This is a genomic window from Devosia sp. (assembly GCF_028290625.1).
Classification (GTDB): Bacteria; Pseudomonadota; Alphaproteobacteria; order Rhizobiales; family Devosiaceae; genus Devosia.
Genome location: NZ_JAQGJM010000037.1, coordinates 67,393 through 85,330, shown reverse-complemented (window position 1 = coordinate 85,330; position 17,938 = coordinate 67,393). Strand labels below are relative to the sequence as shown.

General features: G+C 64.8%; 15 protein-coding genes. 5 read left to right on the top strand and 10 right to left on the bottom strand.

From position 1 onward, the window contains the following. Nucleotides 1–18: 18 nt before the first annotated feature. From JWR51_RS20720 to JWR51_RS20705, 4 genes are read left to right on the top strand one after another with little or no spacing between them, the layout of a single operon-like run. The gene (locus JWR51_RS20720) at nucleotides 19–1,257 is read left to right on the top strand and encodes an extracellular solute-binding protein (RefSeq protein ID WP_299752130.1); all 1,239 of its coding nucleotides are present in this window, start codon (nucleotides 19–21) and stop codon (nucleotides 1,255–1,257) included. A 59-nt stretch (nucleotides 1,258–1,316) separates the two neighbouring features. Continuing rightward, nucleotides 1,317–2,261 carry a sugar ABC transporter permease gene (locus JWR51_RS20715; protein WP_299752127.1) on the top strand — a complete coding sequence of 315 codons (945 nt, stop codon included), beginning with the start codon at nucleotides 1,317–1,319 and terminating at the stop codon, nucleotides 2,259–2,261. 9 nt (nucleotides 2,262–2,270) lie between these two features. After that, complete coding sequence (locus tag JWR51_RS20710; protein ID WP_299752125.1) at nucleotides 2,271–3,158, top strand: carbohydrate ABC transporter permease; 888 nt, start codon at nucleotides 2,271–2,273, stop codon at nucleotides 3,156–3,158. Further along, nucleotides 3,155–3,892, top strand: a complete 738-nt coding sequence (locus JWR51_RS20705; RefSeq protein ID WP_299752122.1) for a GntR family transcriptional regulator — start codon at nucleotides 3,155–3,157, stop codon at nucleotides 3,890–3,892. Before JWR51_RS20710 ends, JWR51_RS20705 begins: the two co-directional genes overlap by 4 nt. A 3-nt stretch (nucleotides 3,893–3,895) precedes the next feature. On the opposite strand, the gene JWR51_RS20700 is transcribed toward JWR51_RS20705, so the two are convergent. The 10 genes from JWR51_RS20700 to JWR51_RS20655 all read right to left on the bottom strand — a co-directional run bounded on the left by JWR51_RS20700 (nucleotide 3,896) and on the right by JWR51_RS20655 (nucleotide 16,886). Further along, nucleotides 3,896–6,526, bottom strand: a complete 2,631-nt coding sequence (locus JWR51_RS20700) for an AAA family ATPase (RefSeq protein ID WP_299752119.1) — start codon at nucleotides 6,524–6,526, stop codon at nucleotides 3,896–3,898. Beyond that, nucleotides 6,523–7,647, bottom strand: coding sequence for a DNA repair exonuclease (locus tag JWR51_RS20695; RefSeq protein WP_299752117.1), 1,125 nt, complete (start codon nucleotides 7,645–7,647; stop codon nucleotides 6,523–6,525). Before JWR51_RS20695 ends, JWR51_RS20700 begins: the two co-directional genes overlap by 4 nt. 63 nt (nucleotides 7,648–7,710) lie before the next feature. Then, nucleotides 7,711–9,297, bottom strand: coding sequence for an ABC-F family ATP-binding cassette domain-containing protein (locus JWR51_RS20690; protein WP_299752114.1), 1,587 nt, complete (start codon nucleotides 9,295–9,297; stop codon nucleotides 7,711–7,713). A gap of 124 nt (nucleotides 9,298–9,421) precedes the next feature. Beyond that, a complete protein-coding gene (locus JWR51_RS20685) occupies nucleotides 9,422–10,165 on the bottom strand; it encodes a FadR/GntR family transcriptional regulator (RefSeq protein WP_299752111.1) in 744 nt (247 codons plus the stop codon). Next, nucleotides 10,162–11,262 carry a four-carbon acid sugar kinase family protein gene (locus JWR51_RS20680; RefSeq protein WP_299752108.1) on the bottom strand — a complete coding sequence of 367 codons (1,101 nt, stop codon included), beginning with the start codon at nucleotides 11,260–11,262 and terminating at the stop codon, nucleotides 10,162–10,164. The genes JWR51_RS20685 and JWR51_RS20680 overlap by 4 nt, the downstream gene beginning before the upstream one ends. Next, nucleotides 11,259–12,251, bottom strand: coding sequence for an oligopeptide/dipeptide ABC transporter ATP-binding protein (locus JWR51_RS20675; RefSeq protein ID WP_299752105.1), 993 nt, complete (start codon nucleotides 12,249–12,251; stop codon nucleotides 11,259–11,261). Before JWR51_RS20675 ends, JWR51_RS20680 begins: the two co-directional genes overlap by 4 nt. Further along, nucleotides 12,251–13,255, bottom strand: coding sequence for an ABC transporter ATP-binding protein (locus JWR51_RS20670; RefSeq protein ID WP_299752330.1), 1,005 nt, complete (start codon nucleotides 13,253–13,255; stop codon nucleotides 12,251–12,253). Before JWR51_RS20670 ends, JWR51_RS20675 begins: the two co-directional genes overlap by 1 nt. A 5-nt stretch (nucleotides 13,256–13,260) precedes the next feature. Beyond that, nucleotides 13,261–14,217, bottom strand: coding sequence for an ABC transporter permease (locus JWR51_RS20665; RefSeq protein ID WP_299752102.1), 957 nt, complete (start codon nucleotides 14,215–14,217; stop codon nucleotides 13,261–13,263). Between the two features lies 1 nt (nucleotide 14,218). After that, nucleotides 14,219–15,175, bottom strand: a complete 957-nt coding sequence (locus JWR51_RS20660) for an ABC transporter permease (RefSeq protein ID WP_299752099.1) — start codon at nucleotides 15,173–15,175, stop codon at nucleotides 14,219–14,221. Nucleotides 15,176–15,236: 61 nt separating this feature from the next. After that, entirely contained in the window at nucleotides 15,237–16,886 is a 1,650-nt protein-coding gene (locus JWR51_RS20655) for an ABC transporter substrate-binding protein (RefSeq protein WP_299752096.1), read from the bottom strand. Nucleotides 16,887–17,172: 286 nt separating this feature from the next. Between JWR51_RS20655 and JWR51_RS20650 the strand changes: the two genes are divergently transcribed. Beyond that, entirely contained in the window at nucleotides 17,173–17,937 is a 765-nt protein-coding gene (locus JWR51_RS20650; protein ID WP_299752093.1) for an SDR family NAD(P)-dependent oxidoreductase, read from the top strand. Nucleotide 17,938 lies beyond the last annotated feature (1 nt).

Genomic DNA, 17,938 nt, shown 5'->3' with positions numbered 1-17,938 from the left:
AAAACGGGAGAGAGAAGCATGTCACTAATCAAGACTATCGCCGCGCTTGGACTGCTGAGCGCAGTTTCAGCGGGCACAGCCTATGCCCAGGACCTGACGCTCTATTCGGACAAGACCGAATGGAACCCCGGCATTACCGCGGTGATGACGGCCGCGGGCACCGAAGCGGGCACAACGATCAAAGTGCAGGACGTGACGCCGACCGATAAATATCAGGCGTTCATGCAAACCTCGATCGCCGGCAACAACGTGCCCGCGTTCTTCACCTGGTGGAATGGCAATCAGTTGAGCGACCTGGTCGCCACCGGCGTTGCCGCCGATCTGACGCCCTACTGGGACAAGGCAATCGCCGATGGTGATTTCAGCGCCGCCCAGCGCGACCTGGTCAGCGTCGATGGCAAGCCCTATGGCGTGCTGCTGAACGTGGCCAACTGGGTGGTGTTCTACAACACCGCGGCCTTCGAGAAGGCCGGGATCGCGGCTCCCCCCACCACTTGGGAAGAGCTGATGGCCGATGCCGACAAGCTGAAGGCCGCCGGCTATACGCCGTTCAATGCCCCCACCTCTGGCGGCTGGATGCCCTTCATCTGGTTCAGCCAACTCGTGCTCGGCACCAGCCCCGACGCGTTTGTCGGACTGACCGATGGCTCGGTCGCCTATGACGGCCCCGAAGTGCAGAACGCCTTCAAGGTCTGGGGCGACATGTACGCCAAGGGCTACTTCACCGATCCGCGTGAGCAGGACGACCAGAAGTTCTTCGTCGACGGCACTGCCGCCATGTACCTGATTGGCGACTGGCATTCGGGCTCGTTCGCCGCCGCCGGCATGAAGCCGGGCGAAGACTTCAAGACCTTCCTGATGCCCGCGCTCACGCCCGATGTCCAACAGGCGGTGATCGTCGAGGCCTCGCCGATCGTCGTCTCCGCCCAGGCACTTGCGGCCAATGCCGATCTCGGCAAGGCCGTGCAGTCGATGATGGGCGCAGACGCCTCCAACGCGCTCGGCTCGGCGGTCCAGGTCTATAACGGCAACCTCAAGGCTGCCGCGCCGAACGCCACGATCGAGGCCAACAAGGAAATGGTCGCAGCCGCCAAGCCGCGCGCCCTGGTGCGCTGGTGGGAAGCGGTGCCGTCGCAGATCCAGGGTGACCTGGTGGCGGCCATGGGCTCCTTCATGCTCGACCCAACGCCCGAAACGGCGGCCAAGTCGATGAGCACGATGCAGGCCATCAACGCCGATTACTGGGCCAACAAGTAAGCCTCCCAGGCCGGCCGCGCCTAACGGTGCGGTCGGCCTTCACCGCAGGGAAATCCGCCATGATCAAGACGGCCTCGGCAACGCTCAGCCCCGAAATTCTCAAGGACGCCCGCCGGCGCGAACGGCGCGTGGCCTGGCGGCAGACGCGGATCGCCTGGCTGTTCATCGCCCCGGCCGTGTTCATGGTCTCAGCGTTTCTGCTGGCGCCCGTAGTGTTCAACGTCATCCTCAGCTTCACCAAGTGGCAAAAGTTCACCGGGCTGGACAAGTTCGCCGGCTTCGCCAACTACGCGCGGCTGTTCGCGGTGCCGTATTTTTCCGAGGCGCTCTCCAACACCGCCGTGTGGGTAGTTGGCGCCATGGTGCTGCCGCTGGCCTTTGGGCTGGGCCTGGCGCTGCTGCTGCGCAACATCCCGCTGCAGGAGACGTTCAAGAGCCTGTTCTTCCTGCCCAAGGTGATGGCGCCGACCGCCGTGGGCGCCATCTGGTATTATGTCTATGCGCCCCATGGCGTGATCAATTCCGCCGTCGCCGGCATTACCGGCCAGCCCTTCGATGTCGGCTGGCTCTACGACGCGCAGACCGTTACGCCCTCGGTGATCGCTACGTTCGTCTGGCAGACCGTGGGCATCACCATGGTGCTGCTGCTGCTCGGCCTTGCTGCGATCCCGCGCGATCCGATCGAAGCGGCGCGGGTCGATGGCGCTTCGGGGTGGCAGATTTTCCGTCACATCATCTGGCCGCTGCTGTTGCCGACCGTCCTGGTGGTGACCATCCTCAATGTCGCCGCGGGCTTCACTACCTTTGATCTGCTCTGGGTGATGGCGGGGAGCTATCCCGGCAAGCGCACGCTCTCGCTGGCGGTCTACATGTATTACGAGAGCTTCTCCAACGGCGCCTGGGCCTATGGCTCGGCAGTGGCGGTGGTGCTGGGCGCCATGGTGATCGCCGTGACGGCGGCGCTGGCGGTGCTGCAAAGCCGCGTCGAAAAGAACATCCGGTAGGGCAGGGCCATGGCGATCGATATCACCGACCAGAATTTCATCAACGGCCTGATCGAAAAGGAGCGCCGCGCGCAGCGACCGCGCGGCCGCTGGCTGGTGGTTCCTATCGTCGTGCTGACTATCGCCTATCTGACGCCGTTCTATTATCTGTTCGTCACCATCTTCAAGACCAGTGAGGAATACGCCAAGTCCGGCGTGCTGCAATTGCCTACCTCGCTGGCCCCGATCGTCGACAACGTGGTGCAGGCCTGGACCATTGCCCATCTGGGGCAGGCGGGGCTGAATTCCCTGAGCTATGCGGTGGTTGGCGCCGCTCTCTCGGTGGCCTTCGCAGCCGCCGCGGCCTTCGGCATGACGCGCCTCAACCTGATCGGCGCCAATGGCTGGTTTATGCTGATCTTCACCGGCACCTTGTTTCCGTTCCAGATGTATCTGGTGCCGCTATTGTTCGGCTATCAGCGGCTGGGGCTGATCAATTCCTGGCTCGGCATGCTGTTGGTCTATGTGGCGATCTGCATTCCGTTCCCGCTGCTGGTGCTGCGCAATTCGTTTTCCGGGATTACCCGCGAAGTCGATGAGGCGGCGCGTATCGAGGGGGCCAGCGAATGGCGGGTATTCATCTCGATGATCGTGCCCAATGCCACAGGCCCGCTGATCGCACTGTTCCTGCTGCAATTCACCTTCATATGGAACGACCTGCTGTTCTCCTCGATCCTGGCCAATGGCATCGAAGTGCGCTCGATCATGGTGGCGCTGCAATCTTTGCAGGGCACCTATTCGACTATCGGGCCGAACGTGGTAATCACCGCCACTCTTATCTCCAGCATTCCAACCGTCCTGCTGTTTATCGTGCTGCGAAAGTACTTCATGGCCGGTTTGCAACTTGGCAACAAATGACCAAAACCATGCCCGTCTCCGACCACACCGGCGATGAGACCTATGCCTTCCGCCAGAACAGTGGCTCGATCGCCTCGCAGGTCTACGACCACCTGATGCAACGCATCCTCGACATGGAGCTGGAGCCGTTCCACGAACTGTCCGAGGCCAAGCTCGCCGCCGAATTCGGCATCAGCCGCACCCCGGTGCGTGAGGCGCTGGCGCGGCTGGCCCGGCGCGGCCTCGTCGATATCCTGCCGCAGCGCGGCACGCGGGTGTCTCCGCTCAGTGTCGAGCTGATCGCCAAGTCACGCTTCATTCGCGAAGCGCTGGAGCGACCGCTGGCCCGCATGGCTGCTGAGAAACTGACGCCCGAAATCGCCACCCTGATGATGCGCGAAATCGCGCTGCAGCAGACCTTTGCAGGCCTCAGCGACGATCAGGCCTTCCTCGAATCGGACGACCGATTCCATGCGCTGATCGCGCGGGCGGCGGGGTTCGAATCCATCTGGGACGATGTGCGCGAAGCCAAATTCCATATGGATCGCGTGCGCCGGCTGTCGCTGCTGAGCCAGCAGCACATGTATTTCATCATCGGCGAGCACCAGGAAATTATCGAACGGCTCAAGGCCCACGATGTGAGCGGTGCCGATGCCAGCATGGCCGTCCACCTGGTCTCGGTCATGCGTGAACTCGACCTGATCCGCGAGCGCCATCCCGAATATTTTGCCCGCGAGAGCGCCCGGCAGCGCTAGGTCTCAGGCCGGCGGAGTCCAGTCCTGCATCTGCAGCACATTGCCGCCGAGCTTGGCAAAGGCGCGCTGGCGACAGGAGAAGACCAGGATCTGCTGGTCGCGCGATTGGCGGTGCAGGGCGTCGAACATGCGCTCGATCCGGTCGTCGTCGGAATAGACCAGCGCATCATCGAGGATAACCGGCGTCGGACGGCCGTCACGGGCGAGCAGGCGCGCAAAGGCCAGACGGGTCAGAACCGATAGCTGTTCGCGCATGCCACCGCTGAGCCGGTCGACATCCTCGTCCTGCCCATTGCGGCGAACTGATTGAGGCAACAGGGTATTTTCGTCGAAGACGATGGAAATATCGTCGAATAACAGGCCGATCAGCGGCAGGAGTTCGGTGATGACGGGCTTGAGATAGAGGTCGCGGGCGGCCGAGCGGGCGGTGGCCAGGGCCTTGAGCAGGCGGTCGAGCACGGCGATTTCGGTCTCGAACCGCTCGACGCGTGCCGTTGCGGCGGCCAGGGATTCGGTGGCTTCGCGCCAGGCTTCCTCCACCGCATTGTCCGAGCGGGCTTGGATGTGGCCGTTGAGATCGGCCAGCGTTACGCGCAACTGGCCCACTTGCTGCTCAGCGGCATTCTGCACCGAACGGGTGCGGTTCAAGGTGGCTTCGGCCCCCGCCAGATCATGGGCGGCGGCGCGCAGGGGGATGGCGCGGGCCTCGGCGGTGTCGTGCAGTGATTTCTGCGTAACATGCTCGGCGGTCAGCGAAATTTCGCGCGATGGCCGGTCGTTTTCCGGCCCCAGTATTGCGTCCAGCGCCGCCAATTCTGCCTGAAGCGCGGCATGGGCGGTTTCGGCGGTGACGACGGCCGCATCGGCCTGGCTGCGGAGGGGTTGGGTCTCGCGGGCGCTGTTGCGGGTGGCGGCGACCTGCTGGGTGGCGGCGGCGAGGCGGGTGCGGACCTGCTCGGGATCGGCCTTGAGTTCGAGGTTGCCGGCGCTGAGCGCGGCCAGCCGGGCGATCTCCTCATGCAGGTGCGGCAGGCCCTTGGGCGCGAGGTCGGTGAGGCGCTGGCGGGCGAGGTTGAGTTCGGTGTTTTTCTCGCGTGCAGCAGCGAGCCGCTGGTGTGCGCCGGCGAGGCTGTCGACGCCTAAAACAGCCAGCATGCTGGATTTCTTGTTCTCGGCCCGGTCGAGCGCCTGATCGGATTGTGGCGGTCGGTTGGAGCGCAAGGCGAGAGTGCCGATGCCGGCGATGTCCAATCGCAGCGAAGTCGCAAAACTGACGTCGGTGGCGTCGGGGATAGCTTCGGCACCGATGGTGATCGAGCCGGCGGCGCCGTCGACGTAATCTAGCCGCAACGTCGGCAAGCTTGCGGCTTGTGCAGCGCGCAGGCCGACGAGTTCGATTTCCAGCGCCTGCAACTGATCGACGGTTTGCTGCGGCAGTGACAGCAAAGCGAGAGCAGCTTCGCTATCCTCGACTTGTTTGCGGGCGGCGTCGGCTTGATCCAGTCGCTGGCGCAAGTCAGTGAGGCGTTCGGCAGCGTCGCGGGCCAGGAGGGCAGCGTCGAGGCGGGCGAGCAGGTCGCGGGCCTCGTGCTCGTCCTGTTCGGCCACCTGCACGGAGGCGATGGCCTGCTCGTTGGCGGCGATGGCGCCGGCGCGGTTGGCATTGGCTTCGTCGCGGCGGCTTTGCGCCAGGCTCGATTGATGGCGCAAGTCTTCGGCGCGTTGCAGGGCGGCGCGGAACTCCGACAATATCCGCGCGGCCGTGTCGCGGCGGTTTGCGGCGAGGGCGGCTTCGGCTTCGGCGGCCTTGAGGGCTTCGCTGTGCGATTTGGCGGCTTCCAGCGCTTTGTCGGCGGCGGCGATGGCGGCGCGGCGAGCGGCGTCTTCGTCGGGGTTTTCCAGCTCGGCCAGACGCGTCAGAGCGATACGGCGCTTGTCGAGCGCGTCGCGCAGGGTGGTGACCTCGGTGGCGAGGCGTTGCTCAAGGGCGAACCACTTGTCGCGCTCTTCGAGGGCCGCCGCATAGCGGCCACCGGCTTTGGGGCGCAGGGTGGCGGTGACGAGACGATACAGTTCTTCCTCGCAGGCGGCGGCGATTTCGGCCATGCGGCGGCCGCCAGTGAGGGCCTCGACTTCGCCCTGCACGGAGGACAGGAGACTTTCGCGGACGCGTTTTTCGCTGTCTTCCTCGGCATTGCTGCGCTTGTCGATGCCGGTAATGCCTTGGCGCACCCAGAGCAGGCCGGCAGGACCGCCAGTGCCGCCCCGGATCAGTCCTGTTATGAAGGCCTCGGCTTCATCGGCCTGCGCGACAAGGCGCCCGCTGGCAAGATCGGTGACGCTGGCGCGCTTGCCGCCATAATACTGCTTGGTCAGGCGGTACCGACCGTCGTCGGTGGCGATATCGGCTTCGACCATCGGATTGCCGCCGCTATAGGGGCGCAGCAATTGCACGGCTTTGGGCGTGCCGGTATGGGGCTGGAAGAACAGGGCGTGCAGCGCCTCGAAGCAGGTCGACTTGCCATATTCATTGGCGGCGCTGAGCACGTTGACGCCATCGCTGATGCCCTCGATGGCAACGCCGCGACCGGCAAAGCGCTTGACGTTGTGCAGGCGCAGCGCGGTGAGTTTCATGGCTCCACCGCCTCCGCATAGCTGAACAGGCGGACGAGAGCGGCGCGGGCAATGTCGCGCTCGACGGCGGAGCGGGCCGGGTCGTCGCTTTCGGTGAGCAGAGCTTGTGCCGCCTCGCGCAGGGCGCCGGCGCGGTCGATCAGGTCCAGGTCGTCGCTCTCGCAATCGGTTGCCAGGTCGGTTTCATCGAGTTCGAAATGGGCGAAGTCGTGTGAGGCGGTTTCGGCTGAGGCCACGAGCGCGGTGCGTCCACCCAGTCGAGTGCGGCCGGAGGCGGCAATGCGCAACAGGGTTTGGCGGCGTAGCGGCGCGGCCGGGAGTAGGGCGTCCAGCGCCATGGCGCTGTCCTCGTCGCCCAGCAGGTGCAGGGGCATTGTGCGCCAGGCGAAGGCGGCGGTATCGACCGGTGTTATCTCCGGCAGGCTGCCCGATCCGGCAATCGAGACCAGCAAGGCCTGTCCCGGCTTGTCGTGCTTGAAGCGGTCGGGCTCGGGCGTGCCGCTATAACGGGTGCGATCGTTGACGGTGACCTGGCCGTGCCAGTCGCCGAGCGCCAGATAATCGAGCCCGGCGCGGGCGGCCCGGTCGGGCGCGATGACGTCGGAGGCGGCAGCGTCCTCGGAAAAGTCCTGGATGGCGCCATGCGCGAGGCCCAGGCGGATGGTGCCGTCGGCAGTCGCTGCACTGCTCATCCACTCGGTCAGGTCGCGGCCGGGGCGCCGGGTGGTGCAGGGGGCGGGCAGCACGACGACGCCGGTGGCCACGGTCAGCGGCTCGGCTCGCAGGGCCAGCGTGACATTGTCCGGCACGACGCCGCGTGCGGCTTCCCACAACTGGTCAGCAAGCAGGCTGTCATGATTGCCCGGTAGCACGATCCAGCGTAGCGGGGCGTGATGGCCCATTTCGGCCAAGGCCTGCCGCAGCATGGCGGGCGTCGGCGTTTCGGTATCGAAGGTGTCGCCGGCCAGCAGGATGGTGCTGGTGCCGTTGGCACGAGCCTGGTCGGCCAGCCGGCCCAACACCCCATGACGCGCTTCGCGCAGCCGCCCGCGCAAATCCTCGGGCAGGTTGCCGAAACGCTTGCCGATATGCAGATCGGAGCTGTGCAGGAAACGAAACATGACTCCCCTTGGCCTAAACGGACTCAAGATGCAATCGCGCACTAGTATCGGCCCGATCACGACCTAACGGGCAAGCGCAATCTCCCGCGTGATCCCGATATTTTCGAGGAACTTTCTGTCATGGCTGATGACCAGCAGGGCGCCGTCATAGGCACGCAGCCCCGCCTCGACCGCCTCGATGGCGGCGATGTCGAGGTGGTTGGTGGGCTCGTCGAGGATGAGCAGTTCAGGTGGCCGCATGCCGCCGATTGTGGCGGCGAGGCCGGCGCGCAGCATTTCGCCGCCGCTGAGGCTGGCGACGATCTGCAGCGCCGCGTCGGCGCGGAACATGAAACGGGCCAGTGCCGAGCGACCGGTGTTCTCGTCGGCGTCGGGATTGAGGGCGCGGAAATTGTCGCGGATGCTCAGGGCGGGGTCGAGGAGACTGACGGTCTGGTCGAGCAAGGCATAGCGGCCAAGGATGCGGGCGGTGCCGGATGTGGGCGGCAGCGCGCCGGTCAACAGCCGCAACAGCGTGGTTTTGCCTGAGCCATTGGGGCCGGTAATCGCGACCCGCTCGGGGCCGATCAGGGTGAAGGAGAGGTCGCGGATGATCGGATGGTCGGTGACCGGGCCGCCGGTCAGGCTGTCGCATTGCACGATGGTCTTGCCGGAGGCGAGGCCAGTTGGGGCAAGTTTGACGGAAAGTGGCGCGAGGATTTCCAGCTGTGAGCGGGCCTCGCTTAGCGCTTCGCTGGCTTCGCCGCGCATGCGGCTGGCCAGGCGGGCATTCTCGCCCCCGGTGTTTTCGGCATTCTCCTTGCGGGCGCCAAGCATGATCTTGGGGATATCACCGCGCTTGCCCTTGCGGGCGCCGGCGCCGTCCTTGCGGGCCTTGCGCTCGGCAGCCTGTTGCAGCTTCTGGTCGATCTCGCCCACCTTGCGTTCGGCCACGGCCAGGCCGTGTTCGGCGGAGGCCAGTTCGAGCGCCTTGCGTTCGGCATAGTGCGCCCAATTGCCCCCATAGGTGCGGGCGCCGAGCGTGGTCAGCTCGACGATGGCATCCATTTCGGCCAGCAGCTCGCGATCATGGCTGACCACGATGGCGCCGCCGCGCCACCGCCGCAGCAGATCGGCTACCGCCGCGCGACCGTCGGCATCGAGATTGTTCGTGGGCTCATCGAGCAGGATCATGTCGGGCTGAGCCAGGATCAGCCCGGCCAGAGCCAGTCGCGTGCGTTGACCGCCGCTGAGCGTGCCGAGGCGGCGCTCTGGGGCAAGATCGGGCAGGCCCACTTGCGCCAGGGCCTCGGTGATCCGGTCGGGCAGGGTCCAGTCGGCTTCGCCGGCGTCCTCGATCGTGCCATTACCGGCTTCCAGGCGCGCGAGGCGATCGAGTGCGTCGGCGACGCCCAGCAGGTTGGCAAGGGTTTGGTCGTCATCGACCTGTACGGACTGGCGGAGCACACCAAGGCTGCCGCTGATGGCGATGCTGCCGTCGGCGGGCGTCAGGTCGCCGGCGATCAGCCGGAGCAGGGTGGATTTGCCAGTGCCGTTGCGGCCGATCAGGCCCGTTCGGTGCGGACCGAAGGCGAGATCAAGGCCGGTAAAGAGCGGCTGATTATCAGGGGTGGCGTAGGACAGATGCTTGAGCGTAACCGAGGCGGGCATGGGCGGATTCCAGATGGGCGATGCGGGTGAGGCAGTCGGTCATCGTGAAATCCATTTTGTGCCGTCCAGTCAGTGCTGCGTATGCGCTGAAAATAGGCCGGCAGGCTCTGATGTCAAGTCGGAGCTAGAACGACAGGTCGAGCACCTTGCCTTCGAACAGGCGATCGCGGGAGCCTTCGAGGTGCGCGCGCATGGTGTCGCGGGCGGTTTCGGCATCGCCGCGCGCGACGGCTTCGTAGATGGCGTTGTGCTCGTCGAAGACGCGTTCCAGCTTGATGCGCGGGCCCATCAGCGACAGGCCGTGCAGGTGCATGCCGACGGCGATGTGTTGCTTCAGCGCGTCGATCGAGGCCGTGTAATAATGGTTGTTGGCGGCCTCGGTGACGGCGCGGTGGAACTGGAAATCGGCATCGGTGCGATGCAGTTGGTGGCGGGTCGCGTCGCGCAGGTCGGCCAGGGCGGCGGCGATTTTCTGCACGGCCGCATCGTCGCGGCGCTGTGCGGCGAAATAGGCCGCGAAGGGCTCGATGGTCAGCCGGAATTCATAGCAGCGCTGGATATCCGCGATGGTCTTGACTGGCGAATAGCTCAAGGCCGAGGTCGGGGTGTCCTGCACGGCCACGAAAGTACCGGCGCCCTGGCGGGAATAGACCATGCCGGCTTCGCGCAGGCGTCCAAGGGCATCGCGGACGACGGGGCGGGAGACACTGAGGGCGGCCGAGAGTTCGTGTTCGCCCGGCAGGCGGGAGCCGGCGGCGTAATCGCCCGAGAGGATGCGCTCGCGCAATTGCTCGAAGACGCGATCGACCAGGTTGGGCTTACTGGCCTTGTCGCCATCGGCTTTGACGGTATCGGGTTGTTGCGTCATTGCCCAAGCCTTGCAGTCACGGAATGAGGGTCGCCTTGCAGATGTGTCGCCTGCGGAGCAGATGCAAGCAAGCTGGCAAGCACTCCGGTATCGCCGAATCCACCGGATTTGACAACGCAGCGCAGCGGACGAAGGTTCGGCCGGTTGATCCAGAACCACGGCAGGCCCGGCGCGGCCTCGCCTTGGGGTTCGACCATGGAGATGCCGAGGGAGCGTAGGATGGCCAGCGCCGTATCGCCGCCGCCGGTGACGAGAGTGGCGGGTTGTTCGGTTGTGATCAGCGTGGTGACGCCGGAGCCGAAGCGACGGGCGACTTGTTCGGGATCGCCGGTGAGTGGCCCGGAACAGCGCAGGATCAGCGGCAGATGCTGGCGGTTGGGCGGGACGTTGCCGGCGGGGGCTTCGAGGGCGAGAATGCCGAGTTGGCGCAGATGATCGATTTGGGCATCGGTGATCGGGTCGCGCGAGCCGAGAGCGAAGAGGGTTTGTGGGTCAGGTGCGAAGGCGACGGGGCCTTGGGCCGGGTGGCCGAGCAGGCGGGCGAAGGCGATGCCGAGACCACGGGCGCCGACGGCGATGGTGTTGGACCAGTCGTTAGCGGCGACGAGGGTGTCGAGATCGGCTTGGGTTTCGGCGTCGATGACCGTGGCGGGGCGGTGGTTGTGGGCAAAGAGTGCGCCGATATCGATGGGCTTGTCGACGCCGCGGCCGGTGACTTGGCCGTTCTGGGTCAGGCGCTGCTGGTCCGGCACAGCCGGGGCGACGACCAGCGAAGTACGTCCGGTCATATCGGCGATGGCATGCGCCTCGACGCCGGGATTGCCCTTGAGACGGGAGTCGATCTTCTTGAGGATGATTGGTGGATTGGCGGCGTTCAGCGCGGTTGCAGCCTGCGCGACGCGGGCGGTGGCTTCGAGCGCGGGCAGGGCGCGGGAGGCGGTGTTGACGGCCACGATATCGGCGCCGGTCGCCAGCGCCGCGGCAATGCCGTCGAGCGTGATGGCGACGGCGGCGCGCAGGCCGGCGGCGACGAAGGGCGTGGCGGTATCGAGAGCGCCGGTCAGGTCATCGGCGATGATGGCCAGCCGGAGTGTCATGCGTGCAGGCCGCCCGGCACCATATGGCAGGCGACCATATGGCCGGGCTCAATCTGGCGCCATTCGGGGATGGTCTGCGCGCAAACCTCCTGCGCGATCGGGCAGCGGGTGTGGAAACGACACCCGGTCGGCGGATTGAGCGGGCTGGGCACATCTCCCTGCAACACCTGGCGCTGGCGGGTTTTCTCCAGCACCGGATCGGCCTCCGGCACGGCCGAGAGCAGCGCTTGGGTATAGGGATGCAGCGGATTGGCGAACAGCTGTTCGCGGGTAGCGAGTTCGGCGAGGCGGCCGAGATACATGACGCCGACGCGGTCGGAGATGTGGCGGACCACAGCCAGGTCGTGGGCGATGAACAGGTAGGTCAGGCCATATTTTTCCTGCAGGTCGAGCAGCAGGTTGATGATCTGGGCCTGGATCGACACGTCGAGGGCCGAAATGGCCTCGTCGCAGACGATGAATTTGGGTTCGCACGCCAAAGCGCGGGCAATGGCGACGCGCTGGCGCTGGCCGCCGGACAGCTCATGTGGATAGCGGCCGGCAAAGCGCGGCGGCAGGCCGACATCGGTCAGCAGCCGGTTGATGCGGTCGGGCAGTTCGGCCTTGGTGCACAGCTTGTGGAACAGGATCGGCTCGCCCACGGCTTCGCCGATGGTCATGCGCGGATTGAGGGTGGAATAGGGGTCCTGGAACACGATCTGCAGGTCGCGGCGCAGCGGGCGCATCGCCTTGTCGTCAAAGGTGGCGATGTTCTCGCCCTTGTAGATCACCTTGCCGGACGTGGCCTGGTGCAGGTTCAGAATGGTGAAACCGGTGGTGGACTTGCCGCAACCGGATTCGCCGACCAGCGACAGCGTCTCGCCCTCGATGATCTCGAAATTGACGTCGTCCAGCGCATGCACGGTGGCGCCACGCTCGCCGAAGGCGCCGAGGCGGACGTTGAAGTGCTTGACCAGATTTTCGATTTTGAGCAGCGGCTCGCCTTGCATTATGCGGCCTCCAACTGGCGCTGGGCAACGAAACAGGCGACGCGGTGCGGACCCGAACCGCCCAGCGGCTCCAGCGGCGGCACCGATTGGCGGCAAATGTCTTCGGCCAACTGGCAGCGCGGCGCGAAGGGACAGCCCAGCGGTCGGCGACCCGGCTCGGGCGGCGTGCCGCCGATCGAGCTGAGGCGGTTGGCGGCGACGTCGCTTAGCTTGGGGATCGAGGCGAGGAGGCCCCGCGTATAGGGATGGCTCGGATTGGCGAACAGCTCCTCGACCGGCGCGTCTTCCACCACGGTGCCGGCATAGAGCACGGCGACGCGGTCGACGAGGCCGGCGATCAGCGCTAGGTCGTGGGTGATCCAGACGACGGACATGCCCAGCTTGACGCGCAACTCCTTTACCAGATCGACGATCTGGGCCTGGATGGTCACGTCGAGCGCCGTGGTGGGTTCGTCGGCGATCAGCAGTTCCGGATCGCAGGCCAGCCCGATGGCGATCATCACGCGCTGGCGCATGCCGCCGGAGAGTTCATGCGGAAACGCATCGAGGCGTTCCGCGGGGCTGGGGATGCCGACGAGGCGCAGGAGTTCGGTGGCGCGGATGCGGGCGTCCGCGCGCTTCATGGCCTTGTGATAGATCAGGGGCTCGCAAATCTGGTCGCCGATGCGCATCACCGGATTGAGCGAGGTCATCGGGTCCTGGAACACGAAACCCACCTGCCCGCCGCGCACCTTGCGCAGTTCGGATTTGGACATGGTCAGTAGGTCGCGGCCGGCGAAGTTGGCGGTGCCGGACTTGACCTTGATCTTGTTGGGCAGCAGCCGCATCAAGCTGAGCATAGTCAGCGATTTGCCGCAGCCGCTTTCGCCCACGATGCCCAGGGTCTCGCCCTTGTTCACATGCAGGTTGATGCCGTCCACGATGGTGGCGGGACCGCGGCGGGTATCGATCTCGATGCTAAGACCCTTGACGTCGAGCAGGCGTTCGGGCGCGGACATGGTCATGGCGTTCATTTGCTGCCTCGCGGATTGAGGGCATCGTTGAGGCCGTCGCCGAGGAAGCTGAAGCCTACGGTGGCGAGGCCCAGCACGGCGGCGGGCGCTGCCAGCAGATGCGGATAATGCTGCCAGACACGCAGCCCATCGGAAATCATATTGCCCCAGCTCGGCGTGGGCGGATTGACGCCGACACCGAGGAAGCTGAAGGCGCTTTCCAGCACCATGGCGGTGCCGAGGCCCGCGCTAACCGAAACAATCAACGGACCGACGGCATTGGGCACCACATAGCGCATCAGGATGATGCGGGTGGTGAGGCCCAGCGCGCGGGCGGCGGTGATGTAGGGGCGGCTGCGGATCGACAGCACCTGGGCGCGGACCAGGCGCGCATAGGGCGGCCAGGAAATCAGCGCCATCGAGCCGAACACCAGGATGAAATCGACCCAGATGGTTTCGCGGAAGAACGGGTTCAGCGTCGCCATGTACTGGGCTTCCATCCAGGCCGCGAGCGGCGCCTTGAGCGAAGCGTTGATCACCACGACCAGCAGCAGGTTGGGCACCGACATTGTGACGTCGGTCAGCCACATGATGATGCGGTCCAACCAGCCGCCGAAAAAGCCCGCCATGGCGCCGAGGGCGACGCCGATGGTCACCGCGATGGCGGTGACCACGATAGCGACCACGAAGGCGGTGCGGGTGCCGTAGATGACGCGGCTAAACACATCGCGGCCCAGATCATCGGTGCCGAACAGGTGCGCCCATGACGGAGCGGCATTGCGCGCATCGAGATCCTGGCTGAGGAAATCGTAGGGCGTCAGATACGGGCCGAATGCTGCGGCAAATGCTAGCACAATGATAACAAAAAGACCGAAAATCGCCAGCTTGTTGCGGACCAGGCGATACCAGGCATCGCGCCACAGGCTGGTCTTGGGTTCGTCGAGTTCGGCGGGAGTCATCGGAATGGTGGCCATGTCAGCGGCTCTTCATGGTGTCGGCGGCGCGGGGGTCGAGCAGTGGATAAAGGACGTCCACCAACAGGTTAGACAGCATCACGAGGAACGAGCCGATCAGGGTAATGGCCAAAATGACGGGGTAGTCGCTATCGGTCAGCGCCGAAACGGTCAGGCGGCCAAGGCCCGGCAAGCCAAACACCAGCTCGACGAAAATGGCGCCGTTGACGATGGTGATCATGATGAGGCCAAGCTGGGTGACGACCGGGGTCAGCACCGGGCGCAGGATATGCTTGATGGCCACGATGGTCTCGGGCACGCCCTTGGCACGGGCGGTGCGCACGAAATCCTCGGACAGCACTTCGATCACGGCAGCGCGGGTCTGGCGCACGATCAGCGCGATCGGCTGGAACGACAAAACAATCAGCGGCAGGATGATGCGGGCATCGAAAATGCCGCCCCAGCCATAGGGCACCGGCACATTAGGCAGCAGCACCAGCAGGCCGACCATCAGCAGGGGGCCGGCCACGTAGGGCGGAATGGCCCAGAGGAATAGGGCGGAGCCCAGGATGGCATAATCGATGCGGGTATTCTGGTTGAGCGCCGCGATCATGCCGAGCGGGATGGCGACGACGGCGGTGAGCACGATGGCGCACAGACCCAGGCTCATCGACACCGGCGCGGCCGCGGAAATGATGGCCCAGACCGAACGGCCCGAGCTCAACGAATTGCCGAAATTGCCATGCGCCAGATTGAGAATGTAGCTGATGAACTGCTCGATGAACGGGCGGTTAAGGCCGGCGGTTTCGCGGATGGCTTCGATGCGCACCGGATCATAGGCCACGTCGCCGGGCGCGCGCAGGAAGATCAGCTTGATCGGGTCGCCCGCGCCGTAAAAGGCCAGGGCGTAGACGCCGAGCATGACCAGGATGACCGACGGAATCCAGAGCAGGAAACGTGACGCTATGTAGCGCAGCATGGCGGCCTCCCGCGTGTGGAGCTATCGCCCGACCAGGGCCGGACGATAGCGAAGTTTAGGCTTAGCTGATGGAAATGTCCCACGGGGCAGCGACCTGCCAATCGAGGTTCTTTTCCATGCCCGCGACATTGGCATTGGCCCAACGCGACATGGTCTGGCTGTACCACGGGATGAACATGTAATCGTCGTGGAACAGCTTCTGCGCATCCTGCGCCTTGGTCACGCGTGCCGGATCGTTGGCAGGCAGGGCCGAGGCTTCGGCGAGCAGGGCGTCGATCGCGTCGTTCTTGTAATTGCCGAGCTTGCCCTGGGCATTGCCCGAGGTCGACGCGATGGAGCCGAGCAAATAGCTGGCCGCATCGGGAACGCGGGTGCCGACGTCGTCGCGGAAAATCTGCACCGCGTTCTGGTCGGGGCCCGCATAGGCGTCCTGCTGCGGCTTCATGTCCACGGCCGTGATGCCCAGATTCTGGCGCCACTGTTCGGCGATGAACTGCGCGGCCGCTTCGATAGCCGGGCCGGAAATGCCGACGAACAGCAGTTTGGGCAGGCGTTCCGGGCCACCATAGGTGGACTCGGCGAGCAGCTTCTTGGCGGCTTCGGGGTCGTAGGGGAAGGGCACGAAACCAGAGTCTTCAGCGCCGGGAACGGAGTTGAGAATCTGGTCGGCCTTGACGTGCGGACCATCGGGGAACGAGGCCTTGAACAGGTCGTCGCGATTGACGGCCATGATCAGCGCCTGGCGCACCTTGGGATCGTCCATCGGCGCACGGCTGGCATTGAACCAGAAATGCTGGCTGGTGGGGATCAGCGGGCCATCGGCGAATTCCTTGCCCAGATCGGCCACGATGGTGGAGGTCACCAATTCGGTATGGGCGTTGAATTCGCCCGACTTCAGCAACTGCGTCGCAGTCACATTGTCTTCCACCGAGGTGATCTCGATACGCGAGAGCTTGGGCTTGGTGCCGAAGAAGTTCTCGTTGACCTCGAATACCAGCTTGCCGGCATCCAGATCGATCGAGGTCGGCTTGAACGGGCCGGACACGACGACGCCGTTCTGCGGCATGTACCAGTCCTGCACCTCGGCGCCATCGGCGCCGCGCGCCTGGGCAACCTTGACGATGGGCGCGATATGGTTGGCAACGCGCATGAAGAAGATCGGATCGGCTGCGGCGAGCTTGACCACCACGGTGGTGGCGTCGGGCGCGGTAATGCCGGAGATTTCAGTGCCCGTGCCGCCGGTTACGTCGGTATAGCCGACGACGCCGCCCAGCACCTGGGAAATGCGCTGGTTCTTGGAGGCCGGCATTGCCGACAGTTCCCAAGAGCCCTTGATGTCGGCCGCGGTGATCGGGCTGCCATCGGAGAATTTCGCATCCGGGTTGACCATGAAGGTCCACTCGGTGTTGTCGGCATTTGGGTTCCATGCGACGCAGATATAGGGATGTATTTCGCCGGCCTGGTCGAAATACATCGGGGCGGCGTGCCAGGCCGAATTCCAGCGGTAGGGCGGGCCACCGCCGCGCAGGGGCGACCAATCCTGATCGAACGCCGGATGGGCGACCTTGAGCACTTGCTCGCCCTGAGCCATGACGATCTGCGCATTCATGCCCAGCAGCGTCACGCCGATGGCAGTGCCCAGGCTATATTTGAGCACGTCGCGACGCGACATGCCCGCGCCGACGCTGGCGCCAGTATCCTTATGAGACATCCCTGTCCTCCCTTGTAGCTCGATCATGGTTCCTCCCCCGGCTTGCAGGCAGGCAAACTGGAGCGCCTTGACGATGGCCGGACATTTGCGCCGGATTGTAAAGATGTCAACTGAATTTCAATGATGATTCGCTCGTGAAATTGCCGTCTTGTCATAATTACCTGGATATTCAGCACATTATGGGAATTTCAGGTTGTTGATGAGGGTATCTATCGCAAATGGCAACTTGACAAGTTTGCTTGATTTGGGGAGTTGTCAGGTCAGCGGTAGACACAAGGAGGCGCCAGTGAGCACGGACCTGAATGGCAAACGATGCCTGATCATCGGGGCAAGCTCGGGAATCGGCGCAGCGGTCGCGCGGCGGTTCGGCGAACTCGGCGTGCGACTGGTGATCGTGTGCAATGAGAATCGGGCCGGTGCCGATGCGGTAGCCGACGAGGTTCGGCAGGGCGGCGGAGTGATCGACGTGTTGCAGGCCGACGTGGCTGATCCCAAGGTCGCAGCCCAAGTGATCGACGATGCCGTCGAACTGCTCGGCGGGCTGGATATCCTCATCAACAATGCCGGCGCCATGTTCGGACGCACCGCCATTGCGGACGCCACCGACGAGCAATATGCCAAGGTGATCGAGCTGAATATCGGCGGCGTGTTCTTCGCTTCGCGCCGCGCGGCGGCGATCATGCAGGCGCAGGGCCATGGCGCCATCATCAATACCACCTCGATCGCGGCGCGCACGGGCGGTGGCGGGGGAGCGGGCCTCTACGGCTCGGCCAAGGGTTTCGTGAGCACTATTACGCGGGTATTGGCCAAGGAACTGGCGGCATCGGGCGTGCGGGTCAACGGCGTGGCGCCGGGGGTGATTACGACGCCCTTCCACGAGCGCGCCTCGACGCCCGCACAGCTCGAAGAGTCGCGCAAAGGCATTCCGATGGGGCGGCTGGGCACTCCTGAAGACTGCGTGGGCGCCTATGAATTTCTCGCCAGCGCGGCGATGAGCGGCTACATCACCGGACAGATTATTGAAGTCAACGGCGGACAATTGATGCCATGAG